The sequence below is a fragment of the Acidovorax sp. genome, from assembly GCF_027492855.1.
Lineage (GTDB): Bacteria > Pseudomonadota > Gammaproteobacteria > Burkholderiales > Burkholderiaceae_C > Acidovorax.
Genome location: NZ_JAPUDY010000040.1, coordinates 51605 through 69017 on the forward strand (window position 1 = coordinate 51605; position 17413 = coordinate 69017).

General features: G+C 65.5%; 17 protein-coding genes. 7 read left to right on the plus strand and 10 right to left on the minus strand.

The genetic code is table 11. The features are described from left to right. The first annotated feature begins 14 nt into the window (after positions 1-14). Positions 15-773, plus strand: a complete 759-nt coding sequence (locus tag Q0105_RS07560) for a YdcF family protein (RefSeq protein WP_298210373.1) — start codon at positions 15-17, stop codon at positions 771-773. Between the two features lie 5 nt (positions 774-778). On the opposite strand, the gene Q0105_RS07565 is transcribed toward Q0105_RS07560, so the two are convergent. Both Q0105_RS07565 and Q0105_RS07570 read right to left on the minus strand, forming a co-directional pair. After that, complete coding sequence (locus Q0105_RS07565; RefSeq protein ID WP_298210374.1) at positions 779-1354, minus strand: NAD(P)H-dependent oxidoreductase; 576 nt, start codon at positions 1352-1354, stop codon at positions 779-781. Continuing rightward, complete coding sequence (locus tag Q0105_RS07570) at positions 1351-2004, minus strand: TetR/AcrR family transcriptional regulator (RefSeq protein WP_298210376.1); 654 nt, start codon at positions 2002-2004, stop codon at positions 1351-1353. Before Q0105_RS07570 ends, Q0105_RS07565 begins: the two co-directional genes overlap by 4 nt. A gap of 93 nt (positions 2005-2097) precedes the next feature. Between Q0105_RS07570 and Q0105_RS07575 the strand changes: the two genes are divergently transcribed. Continuing rightward, on the plus strand, positions 2098-2760 hold the full coding sequence (locus tag Q0105_RS07575; protein WP_298210378.1) for a hypothetical protein: 663 nt from the start codon (positions 2098-2100) through the stop codon (positions 2758-2760). Between the two features lie 24 nt (positions 2761-2784). On the opposite strand, the gene Q0105_RS07580 is transcribed toward Q0105_RS07575, so the two are convergent. Further along, positions 2785-4125 carry a D-amino acid dehydrogenase gene (locus tag Q0105_RS07580; protein ID WP_298210380.1) on the minus strand — a complete coding sequence of 447 codons (1341 nt, stop codon included), beginning with the start codon at positions 4123-4125 and terminating at the stop codon, positions 2785-2787. Positions 4126-4247: 122 nt separating this feature from the next. On the opposite strand from Q0105_RS07580, the gene Q0105_RS07585 reads away from it, so the two are divergent. After that, positions 4248-5159, plus strand: coding sequence for a LysR family transcriptional regulator ArgP (locus tag Q0105_RS07585; RefSeq protein ID WP_298210382.1), 912 nt, complete (start codon positions 4248-4250; stop codon positions 5157-5159). 69 nt (positions 5160-5228) lie between these two features. Then, positions 5229-5843 carry a TetR/AcrR family transcriptional regulator gene (locus Q0105_RS07590; RefSeq protein WP_298210384.1) on the plus strand — a complete coding sequence of 205 codons (615 nt, stop codon included), beginning with the start codon at positions 5229-5231 and terminating at the stop codon, positions 5841-5843. A gap of 77 nt (positions 5844-5920) precedes the next feature. Here Q0105_RS07590 and Q0105_RS07595 read toward each other — a convergent pair whose 3' ends face one another. The 3 genes from Q0105_RS07595 to Q0105_RS07605 all read right to left on the minus strand — a co-directional run bounded on the left by Q0105_RS07595 (position 5921) and on the right by Q0105_RS07605 (position 8291). Further along, entirely contained in the window at positions 5921-6343 is a 423-nt protein-coding gene (locus Q0105_RS07595) for a universal stress protein (RefSeq protein WP_298210387.1), read from the minus strand. 112 nt (positions 6344-6455) lie between these two features. Then, positions 6456-7301 (minus strand): metallophosphoesterase, encoded by an 846-nt coding sequence (locus Q0105_RS07600; protein ID WP_298210389.1) that lies wholly within the window; start codon positions 7299-7301, stop codon positions 6456-6458. A 12-nt stretch (positions 7302-7313) separates the two neighbouring features. Further along, a complete protein-coding gene (locus tag Q0105_RS07605) occupies positions 7314-8291 on the minus strand; it encodes a LysR family transcriptional regulator (protein ID WP_298210391.1) in 978 nt (325 codons plus the stop codon). 126 nt (positions 8292-8417) lie between these two features. On the opposite strand from Q0105_RS07605, the gene Q0105_RS07610 reads away from it, so the two are divergent. The 3 genes from Q0105_RS07610 to Q0105_RS07620 all read left to right on the plus strand — a co-directional run bounded on the left by Q0105_RS07610 (position 8418) and on the right by Q0105_RS07620 (position 12691). Next, positions 8418-8858, plus strand: coding sequence for a hypothetical protein (locus tag Q0105_RS07610; protein WP_298210393.1), 441 nt, complete (start codon positions 8418-8420; stop codon positions 8856-8858). A gap of 322 nt (positions 8859-9180) precedes the next feature. Further along, positions 9181-11475, plus strand: coding sequence for a catecholate siderophore receptor Fiu (locus Q0105_RS07615; RefSeq protein ID WP_298210395.1), 2295 nt, complete (start codon positions 9181-9183; stop codon positions 11473-11475). Positions 11476-11518: 43 nt separating this feature from the next. Beyond that, positions 11519-12691, plus strand: coding sequence for a DUF1513 domain-containing protein (locus tag Q0105_RS07620; protein WP_298210397.1), 1173 nt, complete (start codon positions 11519-11521; stop codon positions 12689-12691). Positions 12692-12837: 146 nt separating this feature from the next. Here Q0105_RS07620 and Q0105_RS07625 read toward each other — a convergent pair whose 3' ends face one another. The 4 genes from Q0105_RS07625 to Q0105_RS07640 all read right to left on the minus strand — a co-directional run bounded on the left by Q0105_RS07625 (position 12838) and on the right by Q0105_RS07640 (position 17379). Next, the gene (locus Q0105_RS07625; protein WP_298210399.1) at positions 12838-14712 is read right to left on the minus strand and encodes a phosphoenolpyruvate carboxykinase (GTP); all 1875 of its coding nucleotides are present in this window, start codon (positions 14710-14712) and stop codon (positions 12838-12840) included. Between the two features lie 416 nt (positions 14713-15128). Further along, entirely contained in the window at positions 15129-15836 is a 708-nt protein-coding gene (gene queC, locus Q0105_RS07630) for a 7-cyano-7-deazaguanine synthase QueC (protein ID WP_298210401.1), read from the minus strand. A gap of 119 nt (positions 15837-15955) precedes the next feature. Further along, complete coding sequence (locus tag Q0105_RS07635; protein WP_298210403.1) at positions 15956-16102, minus strand: hypothetical protein; 147 nt, start codon at positions 16100-16102, stop codon at positions 15956-15958. A 77-nt stretch (positions 16103-16179) separates the two neighbouring features. Next, positions 16180-17379, minus strand: coding sequence for a threonine ammonia-lyase (locus tag Q0105_RS07640; RefSeq protein ID WP_298210405.1), 1200 nt, complete (start codon positions 17377-17379; stop codon positions 16180-16182). Between the last annotated feature and the right edge of the window lie 34 nt (positions 17380-17413).

The following is a 17413-nucleotide window of genomic DNA, read 5'->3' on the forward strand; positions in this document are numbered from 1 at the left end:
TTGGCTGCATCTCCATGCTGTTTGCTCTCAAGAAAATCTTTTCCGCGCTGCTGATGCCGCCGGTGTCCAGCATCCTGCTGGCGTTTGTTGGCCTGTGGATGGCGCGCCGCCACCCGCGCACGGGCATGGCCGTGGTGGTGCTGTCGCTGCTGTCGGTGCTGGCGCTGTCGTGGCCGCCGGTGGCCGATGCGCTGGTGCGCAGCCTGGAGCGTTATCCGGCCGTGGCTCCCAAGCAGTTGCCTGCATCGAAAACCCAGGCCATCGTGGTGCTGGGCGGTGGGGCCGACACCGTGGCCCCTGAATACGGGGTAGACGTGCTCAGCCGGGGCGCCCGCGAGCGGGTGCGTTATGCCGTGTACCTGCACCAGCAAACAGGGCTACCCATTCTGGCGACAGGGGGCTCCACAGGCGGCACGCGCGCCGAGGCGCTGGTGATGAAGGACGTGGTCGAGCGCGAGTTCAAGGGCCGGGTGCGCTGGACGGAGGAGGAGTCGCTTGATACTCGCAGCAACGCCGAAAAGTCTGCTGCAGTGCTCAAGGCCGCGGGCATCGAGCGCATTGCGCTGGTCACGCACGGCTGGCACATGGTGCGCGCCGCCGAAGCCTTCGAGCGCGCCGGGCTACAGGTGCTGCCCGCGCCCATGGGCTTCAAGGGCGGGCAGACCCGCAGGTTGTACCGGGTGCTGCCGCGTGCCTCTGCGTTGGCCGACAGCAGCCTGGCGTTGCACGAATGGCTGGGCATCCTGGCCCAGCGCTGGTCGCTGGACCGTTGAAGCGTTCAGGCTGCGGCGGACGCGAGCAGAAAGCGACTCGCCGCAGCCAGCGCCTGCGTATCCCCCTGAACGGCGCCCGGTGGCCCGCCTTTGCCCCAAAGAGCCCCGCCCCAGGTCATCGACAGGAACTGCGCGCACAGCGCCACCGAGTCGATCATGGGCTGGGCCTTGGCGCGGTCGCCACTGGTGGTGATGAGCGCCAGCGTCTTGGCGCCCATGGGCTCCTTGAAGGCCAGGCCGGGCACACGCATCCAGGCGCTCCAGTGGTCCAGATAGGTCTTGAGCGGCGAGGGGATGCTGTACCAATAGACCGGTGTCACGAAGACGATGTGCGTGGCCGCCAGCGTGGCGTCGAGCAAGGTCTTCATGTCGCCTTCGGGCGGCGCGTAGGTGCCCGTGGTGTGGCGTTGGTCCACGAAGGGCGGCAAGTCCATGCGCGCCAGGTGGTGCCATGTCTGCAGGGTGTCTTTAGGCAGTGCAGCGGCGGCTTGGCGGGCCAGCCATTCGGTATTGCCGGTGTGGCCCGGCTCGCGGGTGGAGGTGGTGAGGAAAAGGTAATGTGGTGCGTTGGGCGTGGTCATGGCGCCATCGTAGCGTCGCAGACACCGGAAGGCCCCAGGTACGACAGGCACAGTCCAACGAGCGCTTCCTCGAACTCAGGGCTGTCCAGCAACGGCGACTGCTCCAGCGAGGCGGCGCGCACCGCGCCCATGAAGGCACGGGTGAGCACGAAGAGTTGGGCGGCCGAGGGCACGCGCATTTGCTGAGCCTGTGCCATCTGCCCCAGATGCAGGGCCAGCCGTTCGCTGGTGCCGCGCACCGAAACCAGCACGGACGCGCGGTAGTCGAGCTTCCACGACAGGCGGGCGAGCGCGCGTCCTTCCGGTGGGCCGCCGCCAAAAGCCTGCAGGTAGTGGCGCACGTACAGGCGCACTTGCTGGTCGGGCGTCCAGCCCTCGGCGCGGGCCTGGGCGAGCAGGGCGTCCAGCTCCAGCATCACACGGTCGCAATGCTGGTCCAGCATGGCCAGCAGGATCGCATCCTTGCTCGGAAAGTACTGGTACAGAGAGCCCACGGACACACCCGCCAGTTCGGCGATGCGGTTGGTGGTGAGTGCGCCTTCGCCATGCGTAGCCACGATGCGGGCAACGGCCTCGAAGATGGCATCGACGGTGAACTGAGAGCGCTCCTGCCGGGGCGTGCGGCGGGGAGGCGATGCGGCTTTGGACATGGAAAACCTGAGTGCAATGCGAGTAGGCGGAAGAGCCGGGCCGACCTATTCTGCCGCCTTCCATTGAACGCACCACCCGGAGGACCCCACACCATGCACGAAACCATCCAGCCCGCTCTGGGCGCGGCCATCATCGGCCTTGCAGGTGTGTGGATGTGGCGTGGTCGGCCCGCTCTACGTGTATTGCACCGCGCCAGTGCCATGGCGCTGGCCCTGTTCTTGGCGATGCATCTGCTGAGCCATCTTGTGGGCCTGGCGGGCGCCGCCGCGCACCAGGTGGTGCTGCAGGCGCTGCGCGGCGTGTACCGCCAGCCGCTGGTCGAAGGCATGCTGCTGGCCGTGGTGATGTTCCAGGCGGGCAGCGGGCTCACGCTGCTGTGGCGTGGGCGGCGCCAGCGCCAGGGCGCCGTGGCGTGGGTGCAGGCGGCGTCGGGCGCTTACCTGTCGCTGTTCTTGCTGAACCACGTGGCGGCGGTGCTGCTCGCGCGCTTGCAGGGGGTGGACACCAACCTGCAGTTTGCGGCGGCGGGGTTGCATACGCCGCCCTGGCAGTGGTTTTTCGGTCCGTACTATTTTTTGGCGGTGCTGGCCTTGTGCACCCATGGAGGCTGCGCGTTGTACTGGAACCTGCCCGAGCGGCTACGCGCCCCGGCGCTGCGGGGCTCCGTGCTGGTGGGGGTGTTGCTGGCAGCCACGCTGGTGGGCATGCTGGCTGGCGAGGGGTTTCAGGGCGGGAAGCTCTGGCTGGGCGCGTAGCTTGGAGCCCTGCAGGGCGCTTCCTCAGGCAGCTCTGGCTGCCGTCAGCGCGCGCTCGCCGTGCTTCACACCGTAGAACCCGAAGTTCATCGCCGGCACCTGGCCGCTGATGAGTTCCGCCAGTGCCTTGCCCGAGCCCGCGCCATGCGTCCAACCCAAGGTGCCATGGCCCGCGTTGACCCACAGCTTGCCCACGCGGGTCTGGCCGATGAAGGGGATGTTGGTGGGCGTGGCGGGGCGCAGGCCGGTCCAGTATTGCGGATCGCCGCCCTGCTCGGGTGTGCGGGTGTCGCACACGCCGGGCAGGATTTCCTCGATGCGGCGCGACAGCATGTGGCAGCGGGCCTTGGCCACGGCGTTGTCGAGCGACAGGTCGTAGCCACCGAGCTCGATGGTGCCTGCCACGCGCAGCACGTTGCCCAGGCGGCTCATGGCGATCTTGCGGCCGTCGTCGATGGTCGAAACCTGGGGCGCGGCCTCGGGCCGGAGTAATGGAAAAGTGGCGCTGTAGCCCTTGCCAGGGTAAATCGGCAAGTCCACACCCACGCTGCGCAGAAGCGGCGCACTGTAAGAGCCGCAAGCCACAACGATGGCGTCACCTTTCAAAATGAAGTCTTTTTTGCCGCTAGCGCTTGATTGGCGTGCGCAAACAGCTACTGAATCGATAGCATTCCCGATCTGATTGAGGCGCAGCACGTCGTGGCCGTAGAGGAACTGCGCGCCGTGCTCTGCGCAGCGGCGGGCCAGCTCTTGGGTGAACACGCGTGCATCGCCGCTCTCGTCGGTGCTGGTGTAGGTGCCGCCGGTGATGTGGTCGCCGTAGGCCTTGAAGGCCGGTTCGATCTGGAGCAGCTCCTCGCGGCTGACCAGGCGGCGCTGCACGCCGTGTTTGCGCATGAGTTCGACCGCATGGCCTGCGGCGTCAAACGATTTTTGGTCGGTGTAGAAGTGGGCGATGCCGCGTTCGAGCCGGTTGTATTCGATGCCCGTGGCGCGGACCAGGTCCTTGTGCGCGGCATGGCTGTAGGCACCCAACGCCACGATCTGCTGCACATTGCGCTCGAAAGCCGCGTCGTTGCATTGCGCCAGAAACTGCAGGCCCCAGCGCCATTGCTGCCAGTCCATCTGTGGGCGAAACAGCAGCGGGGCCTCTTTGTCGAACATCCACTTGAGCGCCTTCCACGGCGCCTCGCGGTTGGCCCAGGGCTCGCAGTAGCTCACCGAGATCTGCGCCGCATTGGCAAAGCTGGTTTCGAGCGCCGCATCGGGCTGACGGTCGACCACGATGACCTCGTGACCGCGCTCCAGCAGGTGCCACGCCGTGCTGATGCCGATAATGCCGGCGCCCAAAATGATGGTTTTCATGAGGGCGCAGTGTGCGCGACATTGCGTTCCACTAAAAGCAAAATTAAACTTACTCCAAAAACATCAGAATACCTAATAAATGCTGCTACCCAGCCTCTCGTTTTTGTTGGAGACTTCCGCCCATGAGTGCCTATGACCCCGCCGCCCTGGAATGCCTTGCCGCCATCGTTGAGGAAGGGGGCTTTGAGCGCGCCGCGCAGCGCCTGAGCGTGACGCAGTCAGCCGTATCGCAGCGCCTGCGCGCGCTGGAAGCGCAGGTGGGCTCCGTGCTCATCGTGCGCAGCCGGCCCCTGCGGCCCACGTCGGCCGGGCAATTGCTGCTCAAGCACACCAAGCAGATGCGTTTGCTGCGCGCCGACCTGGAGCGTGACCTGCAAGAGCTTGCGCCCAGCGCACCCGGCGGCACGCGCGAGGACGAGCGCATTTCGATCGCCATCAACGCCGACAGCATTGCCACCTGGGCCATGGGCGCGCTGCACGACCTGGTGCGTGAGCGCGTGCCGCTCGAAATCATCGTGGACGACCAGGATTTCACGCAGGAGTGGCTGCGCTCGGGCCAGGTGCTGGGCTGCGTGACCACGCTCAAGCAGGCGCTGCGCGGCTGCAAGATGGTGCCGCTTGGTGCCATGCATTACGTGGCCGTGGCGTCGACGGGCTATGCAAACAAGCACCTGCCGCAGGGGCTCACGCCCCACAATTTCCGTGATGTGTCGTTTCTGTCGTTCAACCGCAAGGACGATATGGCGGCCGAGTTCGTGGCGCGGGCGTTCGGGCTCAAGCGCGTGGCGCTCAATCACTTGTTTGTGCCGGGCTCCGAGGCGCAGATGCGTGCCGTGGCCGCAGGCTGGGCGGTGGGCGTGGTGCCCGAGTCGCTCGCGCGCGGCCCCATCGCCGATGGCAGCATGGTGGACCTTGCGCCGGGCCGCTCTCTGCCGATCCAGCTGTATTGGCATTGCTGGAACCTGGAGTCCGAACTGCTCGATGCCTTGTCGGCCGCCTTGACCGGCGCCGCCGCCCAGGCACTGGTGCCCTGAGTGTAAACCCTTTGGTTTTATTGCAACCAGGGTATTTATTTTTTTACTGCAATGTATAAAATAGACCCCATGCAAACGCAGCCAACCAAAGTTTCGTTCAAGGAGCAGATGCACCAGGCGCGCGAGGAAGCCATCCTCCGCTCTGCCTGTGTTCTGCTGGGCGAAAAGCCCTTTGACACCATGACCATGGACGATGTCGCCAACGACGTAGGCATCGCGAAGGCCAGCCTGTACAAGCACTTTTGCAGCAAGGAAGAGCTGTGCAGTGCGGCCATGGTGCAGGTGCTGGGGCGGGTGCAGGCCTATCTGGCGGGCCTGCCTGCCGAGATGCCGCCGCTGGACAAACTCCGCGCACTGTTGCATTGGTCGCTGGAGCGCCTGCTGGCCAACGAAATGCCGCTGCTCCCAAGCCGCAACTCCACGTTGCGCGGGGTGCTGATGACGAACCAGGACTACATCAACGGCATGGCCGTGGTCAGCGACCGGATCAACGGATGGATCGTCGAAGCCCAGGCGCAGGGTGTGATCGACGCCACCCTGCCTCCCGCAGTGGTGCTGCACGCCCTGTATGCGCGGGCCTGCGATCCGATGGTGTGTTTCCTCAAGGAAAGCGGCGAGTATTCGGACGCGGAAATCGTGGATCTGGTGGTGCGCATCGGCTTTGATGGCCTGGCGGCACGCTGATATCTAGAACCTCGCCGCCATAAAAAAGCCCCGCGCAAGGCGGGGCTCCGGGGCCTTCAAACAAAGGCCTGCAGGCCTCAGCGCACGATCAGCAAAGGCACTCCACATTGGGCCAGCACCTGGGTGGTGACCGAGCCCATCACCAGCGTGGCGAGGGCGCCGTGGCCGTGCGAGCCCATCACCAGCAGGTCGAACTTGCCGGTGTCGGCCACTTTGGCAATGGTTTCGCCCACGGCACCCACCTTGACGTTGCGCTTGGCATCCACGCCATGGCGGGTCAGAAACTTGCATACGGGTGCGAGGATCTTGTCGGCTTCTTCGGCGTGGTAGGCATCCACGACTTCCTTGCCCAGCGCGGCACGGGCGCGGGTGGGTAGAGGGGACTGCACAGTCAGCACCGTGTAGGTGTGGGTGCTGCCCAGCAGTTCTTCATGGGTGGCGAGATAGGCCAGCATTTTTTTGGTGTAGGCGCTGCCATCGACAGCGAGCAGGATGTTCATGGTTTTCTCCGAGAAGGGATAAGGCAGACTACTCTGCGCAGGTGCCTGTTGTCTTGACCTTTGTCATGTTTTTCTTCCGGCGCGCGGGGGTGTCCAAGCACCCGCGCGCCGATCATACGGTGACGGCATGCCGTGGCATGAAGGTGACCTGTTCACCTTTGCGGGCATAGCCCAGCGGGTTGGCAACCACGCGGCACCGCCACGTGGTTCCATCACTGCGCTGGCCGCTGGCGACATAGTCGCTGGGCGCGTGGAGGTGGCCATGCAGCCACAGTTGGGCATGGGGCAGCAGCGCATCCAGGGCGTTGCAGAACCCCGCCGTGCCGGGCACCAGGCCATAGCGCGGGTCGGCGCTTTTCAGGCTGGGCGCAAAGTGTGTCACAGCCACCGTCGGGCCATCGAACGGCTGCTGCAATGCGGCCGTCAGCCACTCCTGGCAGGCCAGGGCCTGTTCGCGCAGGGGCTCGGCCAAAAACGGCTCTCCGTGCCGGGTGCCGCCGGTTTTGCGCAGGTAGAAGTTGGCGGCGCGGAAGGCCTTGTCGCGCAGTTTCAGGCGCCGCGTGAGGTCGGTGGCGCCTTCATGGTCGGCCAGGGCGTCAAAGTCGCTCCACAGCGTAGTGCCCACAAACCGCACGCCTTGCAGCACCTGCGTTTCGCGCTCCAGCCACACAATGCCCAGGCGGTCGCAGGTCTGCCGCAGGCGCAGGTGGGCGGCGTCGAAGTCCTGGGCGTCGTACTCGTGGTTGCCGGGCACAAAAAACACCGGGGTGGGCCAGCCCGCATGCTGGGGCAGTGGCGAAAACCGGGCCAGGCCAAAGTCATCGTCGTTCAGTTGCGAGCCGGGCTGGTACGAGCCCACGTCGCCCGCCAGCACCAGCACATCGGCGTCGGGGGCAGGTTCGGGGGCAAAGTGGGGATGCGCCTCCAGGTGGAGGTCGGACAGAAGCTGGATGTTCATCGACTGCGCAGTCTACGGGCTCTCGTGTGTTCCTTGCTCCGGGAAGGTCCGCCGGGCGGAGCGCGCGAGCGCATGCAGCAGCCAGGGCATGGCGGTCTGCTGTGGGCCCCGCCGTCGCCACAGCGCATCCACATGCACGGGCGGCACGTCAAACGGCAAGGTTCTTTGCACCAGCGCGTCGGCAATGCCGGTCACGGGCACGAAGTGGCGCGGCAGCACGGAGAGCAGGTCAGAGCCAGACACCACCCGCCCGGCGGTGAAGAACTGGTTGACCGTGATCACCACCTTGCGCTCGCGCCCCAGCGAGGCCAGGGCCTCGTCGATGAAGCCGAAGGGGCGGCCTGAGAAGCTGACCAGCATATGCCGGGCCTCGCAATAGGCGTCCAGGGTCAGCGGACTGTCTGCCAGCGGATGGCCCTTGCGCATCACGCACACATACTCGCCGTCGTAGAGGCGGCGGCTATCAAACGCCACCACCCCGCCCGACTGGGCGCGCGCCGTGAGGTCCGCCAGTGCGGCTGGGAAGTAGCCCACGGCCATATCGGCGGCTTCCTCGTCCAGCAGGCGCCGGGGGTCGCGGGTGGTCAGCGGCAGCACCCGGATGGAAATGCCGGGCGCCTCGCGTTCGATGATCTCGACCAAGGCAGGCACCAGCGTGGCGGCCGTGGCGTCGGCCATGGCCAGCACAAAGGTGGACTCGGCCGTGGCGGGCTCGAACCGTCCGGGCGCCAGGGATTCCTGCAAATGGGCCAGGGCCTCGCGCACCGGGGGCCACAGCGCCAGCGCCCGTGGCGTGGGCTCCACCCCCTGGCCGCTGCGCACCACCAGCTCATCGCCCAGCACATCGCGCAGGCGCCGTATGGCATTGCTCACGGCGGGCTGGGTGATGGACAGCTTGTGTGCCGCGCGCGTCAGGCTGCGCTCGGCCATCACCTCGTCAAACACGCGCAGCAGGTTCAGGTCCAAGGAGCGGAAGTTCAAGGTGCCCATGGTGCAATCATCACTGATATGAATATCGATGATTCAAAATATAAACTTGAATAAGCAAAGGGTAAACCCTAGTATTCACCCATCGCCCGGCAATCTCGCCACAAGCGTTTGACAAGGGAAACCAAAATGACCAGCTTTGCACACGTTAGCTACCCCACCGAACACCCTGGTGTTGTCCGCGCCGAAAACGCAGCTACAGCCCTGAAGGGCGCTGCTGCCCGCTTCGACGGCGCCCGTGGTGCTGCCTCTCTGTTGCTCGCAGCCGTGGTTTCGGCCCTGCTGGTGGTGGCCAATCAGGTGATCGACACCTGGAGCGAAGGCCACCTGCTGGCCGCCTGGATGGTGCTGTGGCTCGTCGCGTTTGCGGGCCTGGCCCTGCTGAGCGCTCCCGCCCGCCGTGCCGGCGTGGTTCTGCGCAGCGCCGCACAGACCTGGACGGAACGCCGCCGCCTTGCCGCTGAAGACGAGCGCACCTGGCAAGTCGCCCTGAAGGACCCGCGCATCATGGTCGAGTTGAACCACGCGATGGGCATCCCGACCGTGGAAGACATCCGCAAGTACTACTGAAACCACTGCCCACGCGGCCCAGGCCGTGTGGGTGTGCGAAGAATATTCAAAGCCGTGGCATGCCACGGCTTTTTTTCTTGCGCCCGGGTCAGCTGCTTGTGCTCTGTCGTCGCAGCGACTTTCAGCGCAGGCAAAAGCGGCATGGCGGCGGTGGGCTTGTGCTGTGTCGCAAATATGACACATTGCTACAAATATAAATGATAGTAATTATCATTCAACATAAGATATAGCAAGAGCCAACCATCTGCTTGATCGCACGCGCCCACCCTGGGGTGCTCTTTGTGGAACGTCAGCCAGCTTTCACAAACACCCAGGAGAAGCCATGGCGCGCGCCACCAAATCCCACCCCTCGTTTCCACCCAAACTTCTCGCACTGGCGATTGCAGCCCTGCCTGGGGTTGTGTCAGTTGCGGCACAGGCCGCCGAGAAAAGCCTGCCCGAGACCACCGTCAGCTCGGACGCGGCCATTCCCTACAAAACCGAGAGGGCGGCCAATCCCAAGCTCACGCAGCCGCTGGTGAACACGCCGCAGACCATCTCGGTCATCAACCAGGACGTGATTCGCGAGCAAGGCGGTGCCTCGCTGATGGATGCATTGCGCAACACGCCCGGGATCACCATGCAATTGGGTGAAAACGGCAATACGTCGGCGGGCGACACCTTTATGTTGCGCGCGTTTTCCACGCAGACGGCCACCTTCATCGACGGCATCCGTGATCTGGGCGCCATCACCCGCGATGTGTTCAACGTGGACCAGGTGGAGGTGGTGAAGGGCCCCGCAGGCGCCGACATCGGCCGGGGCGCGGCCTCGGGCTACATCAACCTGATCACCAAGCTGCCCAGCCGTACCGACCAGTACGGCCTGAACACCACCTGGAGCACGGCCAACCACAAGCGCGTGACGGCTGACCTGAACAAGCGCCTGGGCGAGACCGCCGCTGCGCGCCTGAACGTGATGGGCCAGGCCGGTGGCGTGCAAGGGCGCAATGTGGTCGAGAACAACGGCTACGCCATTGCTCCATCCTTCGCGTTTGGCCTGGGCACGCCCACGCGCATCTACTTGTATTCGCAGCACGTGCGCCAGGACAACGTGCCTGACGGCGGTATTCCCACCATCGGCATGCCCGGCTTCTACAACGCAGCGGCGCAGGTGAATACTGGCCGCCAGGTCAACCGCGAGAACTTCTACGGCAGCTCGGGCGACTACGAAAAGGTGGACGCCGACATGGTGAGCGTCAAGTTCGAGCATGACCTGGGCGGTGGCACCGTGGTGCGCAACATCGCGCGGGCGGGCACCACCAAAATGGACCGCAGCCTCACCGGTGTGCACAACATCAATGCCGCCAACCTGGCCCAGCCCAATAGCTGGACAGTGGACCGCAGGCGCCAGCGCGTGGACCAGGCCAACGACGTGCTGGCCAACCTCACCAACCTGACCAGCGAGTTCGCCACCGGCTCGGTCAAGCACACCGTATCGGCCGGTCTGGAGCTGATGTATGAGCGCCAGAAGACCCTGGGCTTTGGCACCACGGCCCAGACCATCAACGGCGTGGCGTATCCCGCCACCGTCAGCCCGCCCGCCAATCTGTATGCGCCCAATCCGGGTGATGTGCTGGGCCTGCCCTATAAAACGGGCGCCGATACCGACGGCAACACCAGCACCGCTGCCTTGTATGCGTTTGACACGCTGCAGCTCAATGACCAGTGGCAGGTCAGCGGCGGCCTGCGCTACGAGCACTACCGCACCAAGACGAACGCCAAGACCATCGTGACCACCGCCAACGCGGGCAGCTACCCTGGCTATGGTGCTGGCGCGCTGGCACCCACGGACATGGGCGTGTCGGGCAACCTGGCGAGCTGGAAGCTGGGCGTGCTCTACAAACCCGCCGCCAACGGCAGCATCTACGCAGCTCTGGGCAACTCGCTCACGCCACCGGGGGGCGCCAACTTTGCACTGTCGCCAACCGCCACCAACCAGAACAACGCCGCGCTGGACCCGCAGGAGACCCGCAACATCGAGTTGGGCACCAAGTGGGAACTGCTGAACAACCGCCTCAACCTGACGGCCGCCGTGTTCCGCACCGACAACGACAAGCAGGTGACGTACGACTCGACAACCGGCCTCTACACCCAGCACGGCAAGACCCGCGTGCAGGGCATCGAGCTGGCCGCCGTGGGCCAGATCACCAACTTCTGGCAGGTGTCGGCCGGTATTGCGAAGACCCAGACCCGTGCCTTGGGCCAGGCCAGCCGTGACAGTGCGGGCGTGGTGACGCGCAGCGACAGCGTGCGCTGGTCGCCCGACCTCACGGCCACGGCCTGGACTTCGTACACATGGGACGCCTTCACCCTGGGTGGCGGCGTGCGTTATGTGTCGGACCAGAAGCGCGTGGTGACGGCGGGCACCAACCTGGGTGTACAAAACATGCCAAAAATCCCTTCCTTCGTGGTGGCGGACCTGATGGCTGCCTACAAGGTCAATCGCAACGTCAACCTGCGCCTGAATCTGTACAACCTGTTTGACAAAAAGTACATCAGCACGCTGAACAACAGCGGTGCACGCATGGTGCTGGGCGCACCGCGCTCCGCTTCGTTGACAGCTGAAGTTCTGTTCTGACCAGAGGCCCGGGCTTCGGCCCTCCATCTTGAAGGACACGCACATGACTTCTCCTATGCTGGGCCGCCGGGCACTGCTCTCGCGCGGCGCTTTGACGGCCCTTGCAGCATCGTCAGGCGCCTGGGGCCATGGCCTGGCCCTGGCGGCCACCGCGCCTGACGATGCCGTCACCTACGTGGGCGCCGCCTGGCGCGGTCCCAAGGCCACCGACACCCACTACGCTGGCGTGCTGGCTGCAGACTGGGGCAGCAAAAAGCTCAGCATCCGCTACGCCGTGCCCCTGCCCACGCGGCCCCATGGCCTGGTGCCGCTGGCCGATGGCGGCTTGCTCATCAACGGCGTGCGCCCCGGCACCTGGTTGATGCGCTGCGATGGTGCGGGCAAGGTGGTGCGCCAGGTCACGCTGGACAAGGACGCCGATGCCGTGCTGTTCAGCGGCCACACCGTGCCGTCGGCCGACGGCAAACTGCTCTACAGCACCGAAATCGACTACCGCAGCGGGCGTGGGCGCATTGGCGTGCGCGACGCGGCCACTCTGCGCAAAGAGGACGAGTGGGACAGCGGCGGCATCGACCCGCACCAGGTGCTGCTCGATGGCAGCGGCCACGTCGTGGTGGCCAACGGGGGCTTGCCGCGCAATCTGGCAGACACCAAGTACGACCACCACCGCATGGAATCGACCCTGGTGCGCATCAACGTGCAGACGGGCGGCATTGCCCGCCAGTGGCGGCTGGACGACCCGCGCCTGGGCATGCGCCACATTGCCTGGAGCCGGGCGGCGTCCGGTGGCGCACAGCCCGAGCCACCCCGCCTGGGCGTGTCCCTGCAGGCCGAACACGACAGCCCCGCACGCCGTGCCGAGGCCCCCATCCTGGCCGTGTTGGAGAACAACCGCTTGGAGCTGCCCAGCCGTGTGAACGATGGTTATGGTTATTCAGGCGACATCACCCCCGCGCACAGCGGCGGCTTTGTGCTGTCGAGCAACAAGGCGGGGCTTGCGCAGCTGTGGCAACCCGGCGCGCCCGACAAGCTCTCGACCATCGTGCAACTGCAGGAGGCCTACGCCCTGACCCACTGGACCGGCCCGCAGCCCGGCGGCGGCGTGCTGGTGGCCACAGCGCCCGGCCTGGTGCGCTGGCACCCCACGGCGGCGCCCGCCTTCCTGGTGTGGCCGCAGCCCATGGCGCTGGACAACCACTGGGTGCTGATGGGATGACGTCAAGCGGTTGACGCAGGGGCCTGCAAGAAAAAGGCCTCTGCCGCTTAACTGTATTCAGAGTTTGCTATTAATAAAATAGCGAGCTAGGCGGGCCTGGCAGCAGCACCTGAAGGGCGTGCCGCCTGGGCCCTGCGGTTGTTGGGTCAGGCGCCTGCGAGGCGCTCTTCCAACTGTGCCTTGGTATCGAGTAGTGCCTTTGGCAGGTGGTAGGCCAGTTGCTCGAAGTGGGTGTCGTGCAGCTTGAACTCTTCGGCCCAAGCCGCCTTGTCGATGCTGGTCACGGCGTCGAACTTCTGGGCGCTGAAATCCAGGCCCGTCCAGTTGATCTCGGCGTACTGGGGGGCCACGCCGAACATCGTTTCCTGGCCCTGGGCCTGGCCTTCGATGCGGTCGATCATCCACTTGAGCACACGCATGTTGTCGCCGTAGCCGGGCCAGACGAACTTGCCCGCCTCGTCCTTGCGGAACCAGTTCACGCAGAAGACCTTGGGCACGGACTTGCCGGTGGCGGCGATCTTGCCTTCCATGCTGAGCCAGTGCTGGAAGTAGTCGCTCATGTTGTAGCCGCAGAAGGGCAGCATGGCGAACGGGTCGCGGCGCACCACGCCCTGCGCGCCAAAGGCGGCGGCGGTGGTTTCGGAGCCCATGGTTGCGGCCATGTACACGCCTTCCGTCCAGGTGCGGGCTTCCGTCACCAGCGGCACGGTGGTCGAGCGGCGGCCGCCGAAGATGAAGGCGTCGATCGCCACGCCATTGGCGTCGTCCCACTGCGCATCAAGCGCAGGGTTGTTGCCAGCGGCCACGGTGAAGCGCGAGTTGGGGTGGGCGGCCTTGGCGCCGGTTTCCTTGGCGATCTGGGGCGTCCAGTCCTTGCCTTGCCAGTCGATCAGGTGATCGGGCAGCTTGCCGGTGTCCTTTTCCATGCCTTCCCACCACACGTCGCCATCGTCTGTCAGGGCCACGTTGGTGAAGATCACGTCTTTGTCCAGACTGCGCATGCAGTTTGGGTTGGTGTGCATGTTGGTGCCGGGGGCCACGCCGAAGTAACCGGCTTCGGGGTTGATGGCGAGCATCTTGCCGTCGGCGTTGGGCTTGATCCAGGCGATGTCGTCACCGATGGTGGTGACCTTCCAGCCTGCAAAACCGGCCTCAGGCGGCACCAGCATCGAGAAGTTGGTCTTGCCGCAGGCGCTGGGGAAGGCGGCTGCCACGTGGTACTTCTTGCCCGCAGGGTTGGTCACGCCCAGGATGAGCATGTGCTCGGCCAGCCAGCCCTGGTCGCGGCCCATGGTGGAGGCGATGCGCAGGGCCAGGCACTTCTTGCCCAGCAGTGCGTTGCCGCCGTAGCCCGAGCCGTAGGACCAGATCTCGCGCGTTTCGGGGTAGTGCACGATGTACTTGACCTTGGGGTTGCAAGGCCAGCTTGTGGTGTCCTTCTCGCCAGCGGCCAGAGGGGCGCCCACGGTGTGCATGCAGGGCACGAACTCGCCTTCCACACCCAGCACGTCGTACACGGCCTTGCCCATGCGGGTCATTAGGCGCTGGTTCACGGCCACGTAGGCGCTGTCGGTCAGCTCCACGCCGATGTGGGCGATGTGGCTGCCCAGCGGGCCCATGCTGAAAGGCACCACGTACATGGTGCGGCCCTTCATGCAGCCGTCGAACAGGGGCTGCAGCGTGGCGCGCATCTGCGCGGGCTCCATCCAGTTGTTGGTGGGGCCTGCGTCTTCCTTGGCGGCCGAGCAGATGTAGGTGCGGTCTTCCACGCGGGCCACGTCCGATGGGTCGGACCAGGCCAGGAAGCTGCCGGGGCGCTTGGCGGGGTTGAGCTTCTTGAAGGTGCCAGCATCGACCAGTTGTTGGCACAGGCGGTCGTACTCTTCCTTGGACCCGTCACACCAATAGATGCTTTCGGGCTTGCACAGGGCGGCCATGTCGGCCACCCAGGCAAGCAGCCGGGCGTTTTTGACGTACGAGGGGGCGTTGAGATTCAGGCCCTGCATGGTGGGTGCGTTCATCGGGGAGCTTCCTAAGTTGAAAAACAGTTTTTTCAAAGGAAGCGGACCTGGTGGATCGCGGCAAGGCCTGGCGCAGGTGCGATGCTGAGCGCTGCCTTTGAGAAAACGGCTTTCGTGCTCAGTCGGCGGGCGGGTGCGTGTGTCAGCCTCACGGGGTGGAGGCTAGTTCCACGGATTCCGCGGGTCGGCTGGGGTGTCAATTTTATGAATCTGCCGCCCGTTTGTCTGTCAGACAGGGGGCAAAATCATGCAAAAAAAGCATGAGGTTATGCTTTGTAAAATGTGCCGTTCACGCCCTTCGTGAGGTAGCAGCCAGCCGTTGAGACCGGCGCGCCCCAAGCCAGTGCACCCGTGGAACTGGCTCTGCCAGGCCACGGGGTGCGCCCCCCTCCCAGGGGAAAGGCTCCGAAGGCGACTCAGGGGGTTTGTCTTGCCGTCCAGCGCTCGAAGCCCGCCTTGCGCAGCGCACAGGCCGGGCAGGTGCCGCAGCCATAGCCCCAGGCGTGCAGGGCGTCGCGCACGCCGTGGTAGCAGGTGTGAGAGTCGTTCACGATCAGATCCACCAGCACCTGCCCGCCCAGCGACCGGGCCAGCTCCCAGGTTTCGGCTTTGTCCAGCCACATCAGGGGGGTGTCGAAGGTGAAGCGCTGCCCCATGCCCAGCGACACGGCCACCTGCAGGGCCTTGAGCGTGTCGTCGCGGCAGTCGGGGTAGCCCGAAAAATCGGTCTCGCACATGCCGCCCACCAGGGTGTGTTGCCCGCGCCGGTAGCCCACGGCGGCGGCGAGCTGGAAGAACAGCAGGTTGCGCCCCGGCACAAAGGTGTTGGGCAGGCCCGCTGCGGTCATCTGGATCTCTGTGTCGCTGGTCAATGCCGTGTCGCTGATGTGGCCCAGCACGGCCAGGTCGAGCATGTGGTCGTCGCCGAGCTTTGCAGCCCAGTGCGGAAATTGCGCGCGCAGCGACGACAGCACCGTCTGGCGTGCCTGCAGCTCGATGTGGTGGCGCTGGCCGTAGTCAAAACCGATGGTTTCCACATGGGCAAAGTTTTCCAGCGCCCAGGCCAGGCAGGTGGTGGAGTCCTGGCCACCGGAAAAAAGGACGAGTGCGTGTCCGGGTCTCATGGGAAGTCTCCTCGACGGATCAAACGGGTGTGCGGGACGAAAAAAAGCCCCGCGCTGCGGGGCTCATGGTGACAGGTGGCGGTGGCCGCCTGCGGCCTGTCAGAGATATATCAGGGCGATCAGGCCATCATCACGGCGATGAAGGCCAACAGAAAGATCATGATGCCGCCCACCACGGGGAGCACCACGGGCATGAATGGAACCACGTTCTCCACGGCGTCGGCCGAGTGTGTTTCAGGGGCGTGCGAGGTGTTGTGGTCGGACATGGTGGGGGCTCCAGGGGCGTAAAACTTGCGCAATTCTAGCCGCGACAGTCCGCGCGGGGCATAAAACCGTGCGGGGCTCAGATCAGCACGGCCTCCATGCCCGCTGCGCGCAGCCGCCCCAGCACCTCGTCCACATGGGCCTTGCTGCGGGTTTGCAGCACCAGTTCGATCTCCACGTTCTGCGCGGCCAGCAGGGTGAAGGCGCGTTGGTGGTGTACCTCGCCGATGTTGGCGCCCGCATCGGCCACGGTGGCGGTGATGCGCGCCAGCACGCCCGGCACGTCGCGCGCGCTGACCTTGATGCGCGCCAGCCGCCCCGAGCGCACCATGCCGCGCTCGATGATGGCGGCCAGCAGTAGCGGGTCGATGTTGCCGCCGCTGAGCACCAGGCCCACGCGCTTGCCCTTGAAGCGCTCGGGGTAGCGCACCAGCGCGGCCAGGCCAGCGGCACCGGCGCCTTCGACCAGCGTCTTTTCGATCTCCAGCAGCATCAGCACGGCCTGCTCGATGTCGCCTTCATCCACCAGCAGCAGGTCGTCCACCAGGCGCTGCACCACCTCCTGGGTGATCTTGCCGGGCGTGCCCACGGCAATGCCTTCGGCAATGGTCGAGGTGCCCATGGGGTGCTGCGTGTGGCGCACAGCGTTGACCATCGACGGAAACCGCGCCGCCTGCACGCCCACGATCTCGATGCCCGGCTTGATCGCCTTGGCGGCCGTGGCCATGCCCGCAATCAGCCCGCCGCCGCCGATGGCGATGACGAGCATGTCCAGGTCGGGCTGGGCGGCCAGCATCTCCAGCGCCACCGTGCCTTGGCCCGCGGCGATGGCCTCGTCGTCGTAGGGGTGCACGAAGGTCAGGCCCTGCTGCTCGGCCAGCGCGTAGGCGTGTTGGCGGGCTTCCTCCAGCGTGTCGCCGTGCAGCACCACCTCGGCGCCAAAGCCACGTGTGCGCTCCACTTTCACGCCGGGCGTGAAGCGCGGCATCACGATCACCGCGCGCAGGCCCAGCCGCTGCGCGTGGTAGGCCACGCCTTGCGCATGGTTGCCCGCGCTCATGGCCACCACGCCCCGGGTGCGCTCTTCGTCGGACAGCCGCGTGAGCCGGTTGCAGGCGCCGCGCTCCTTGAAGGATGCCGTGAACTGCAGGTTCTCGAACTTGAGGAACACCTGCGCGCCCACGATCTGTGAGAGCGTCTTGGATTCCACGCAGGGCGTGTCCAGCACCTGGCCTTGTAGGCGGGTGGCGGCATCGCGGATGTCTTGGAGGGTCAGCATGGCGCCATTGTGGCGCAGGCAGCACCGGGATGCC

Excerpts from the sequence above, each read along its gene's own strand:
- Q0105_RS07560 (WP_298210373.1), top strand. The coding sequence starts at position 15 with ATGCTGTTTGCTCTCAAGAAAATCTTTTCCGCGCTGCTGATGCCGCCG.
- Q0105_RS07565 (WP_298210374.1), bottom strand. The coding sequence starts at position 1,354 with ATGACCACGCCCAACGCACCACATTACCTTTTCCTCACCACCTCCACC.
- Q0105_RS07570 (WP_298210376.1), bottom strand. The coding sequence starts at position 2,004 with ATGTCCAAAGCCGCATCGCCTCCCCGCCGCACGCCCCGGCAGGAGCGC.
- Q0105_RS07575 (WP_298210378.1), top strand. The coding sequence starts at position 2,098 with ATGCACGAAACCATCCAGCCCGCTCTGGGCGCGGCCATCATCGGCCTT.
- Q0105_RS07580 (WP_298210380.1), bottom strand. The coding sequence starts at position 4,125 with ATGAAAACCATCATTTTGGGCGCCGGCATTATCGGCATCAGCACGGCG.
- Q0105_RS07585 (WP_298210382.1), top strand. The coding sequence starts at position 4,248 with ATGAGTGCCTATGACCCCGCCGCCCTGGAATGCCTTGCCGCCATCGTT.
- Q0105_RS07590 (WP_298210384.1), top strand. The coding sequence starts at position 5,229 with ATGCAAACGCAGCCAACCAAAGTTTCGTTCAAGGAGCAGATGCACCAG.
- Q0105_RS07595 (WP_298210387.1), bottom strand. The coding sequence starts at position 6,343 with ATGAACATCCTGCTCGCTGTCGATGGCAGCGCCTACACCAAAAAAATG.
- Q0105_RS07600 (WP_298210389.1), bottom strand. The coding sequence starts at position 7,301 with ATGAACATCCAGCTTCTGTCCGACCTCCACCTGGAGGCGCATCCCCAC.
- Q0105_RS07605 (WP_298210391.1), bottom strand. The coding sequence starts at position 8,291 with ATGGGCACCTTGAACTTCCGCTCCTTGGACCTGAACCTGCTGCGCGTG.
- Q0105_RS07610 (WP_298210393.1), top strand. The coding sequence starts at position 8,418 with ATGACCAGCTTTGCACACGTTAGCTACCCCACCGAACACCCTGGTGTT.
- Q0105_RS07615 (WP_298210395.1), top strand. The coding sequence starts at position 9,181 with ATGGCGCGCGCCACCAAATCCCACCCCTCGTTTCCACCCAAACTTCTC.
- Q0105_RS07620 (WP_298210397.1), top strand. The coding sequence starts at position 11,519 with ATGACTTCTCCTATGCTGGGCCGCCGGGCACTGCTCTCGCGCGGCGCT.
- Q0105_RS07625 (WP_298210399.1), bottom strand. The coding sequence starts at position 14,712 with ATGAACGCACCCACCATGCAGGGCCTGAATCTCAACGCCCCCTCGTAC.
- queC (WP_298210401.1), bottom strand. The coding sequence starts at position 15,836 with ATGAGACCCGGACACGCACTCGTCCTTTTTTCCGGTGGCCAGGACTCC.
- Q0105_RS07635 (WP_298210403.1), bottom strand. The coding sequence starts at position 16,102 with ATGTCCGACCACAACACCTCGCACGCCCCTGAAACACACTCGGCCGAC.
- Q0105_RS07640 (WP_298210405.1), bottom strand. The coding sequence starts at position 17,379 with ATGCTGACCCTCCAAGACATCCGCGATGCCGCCACCCGCCTACAAGGC.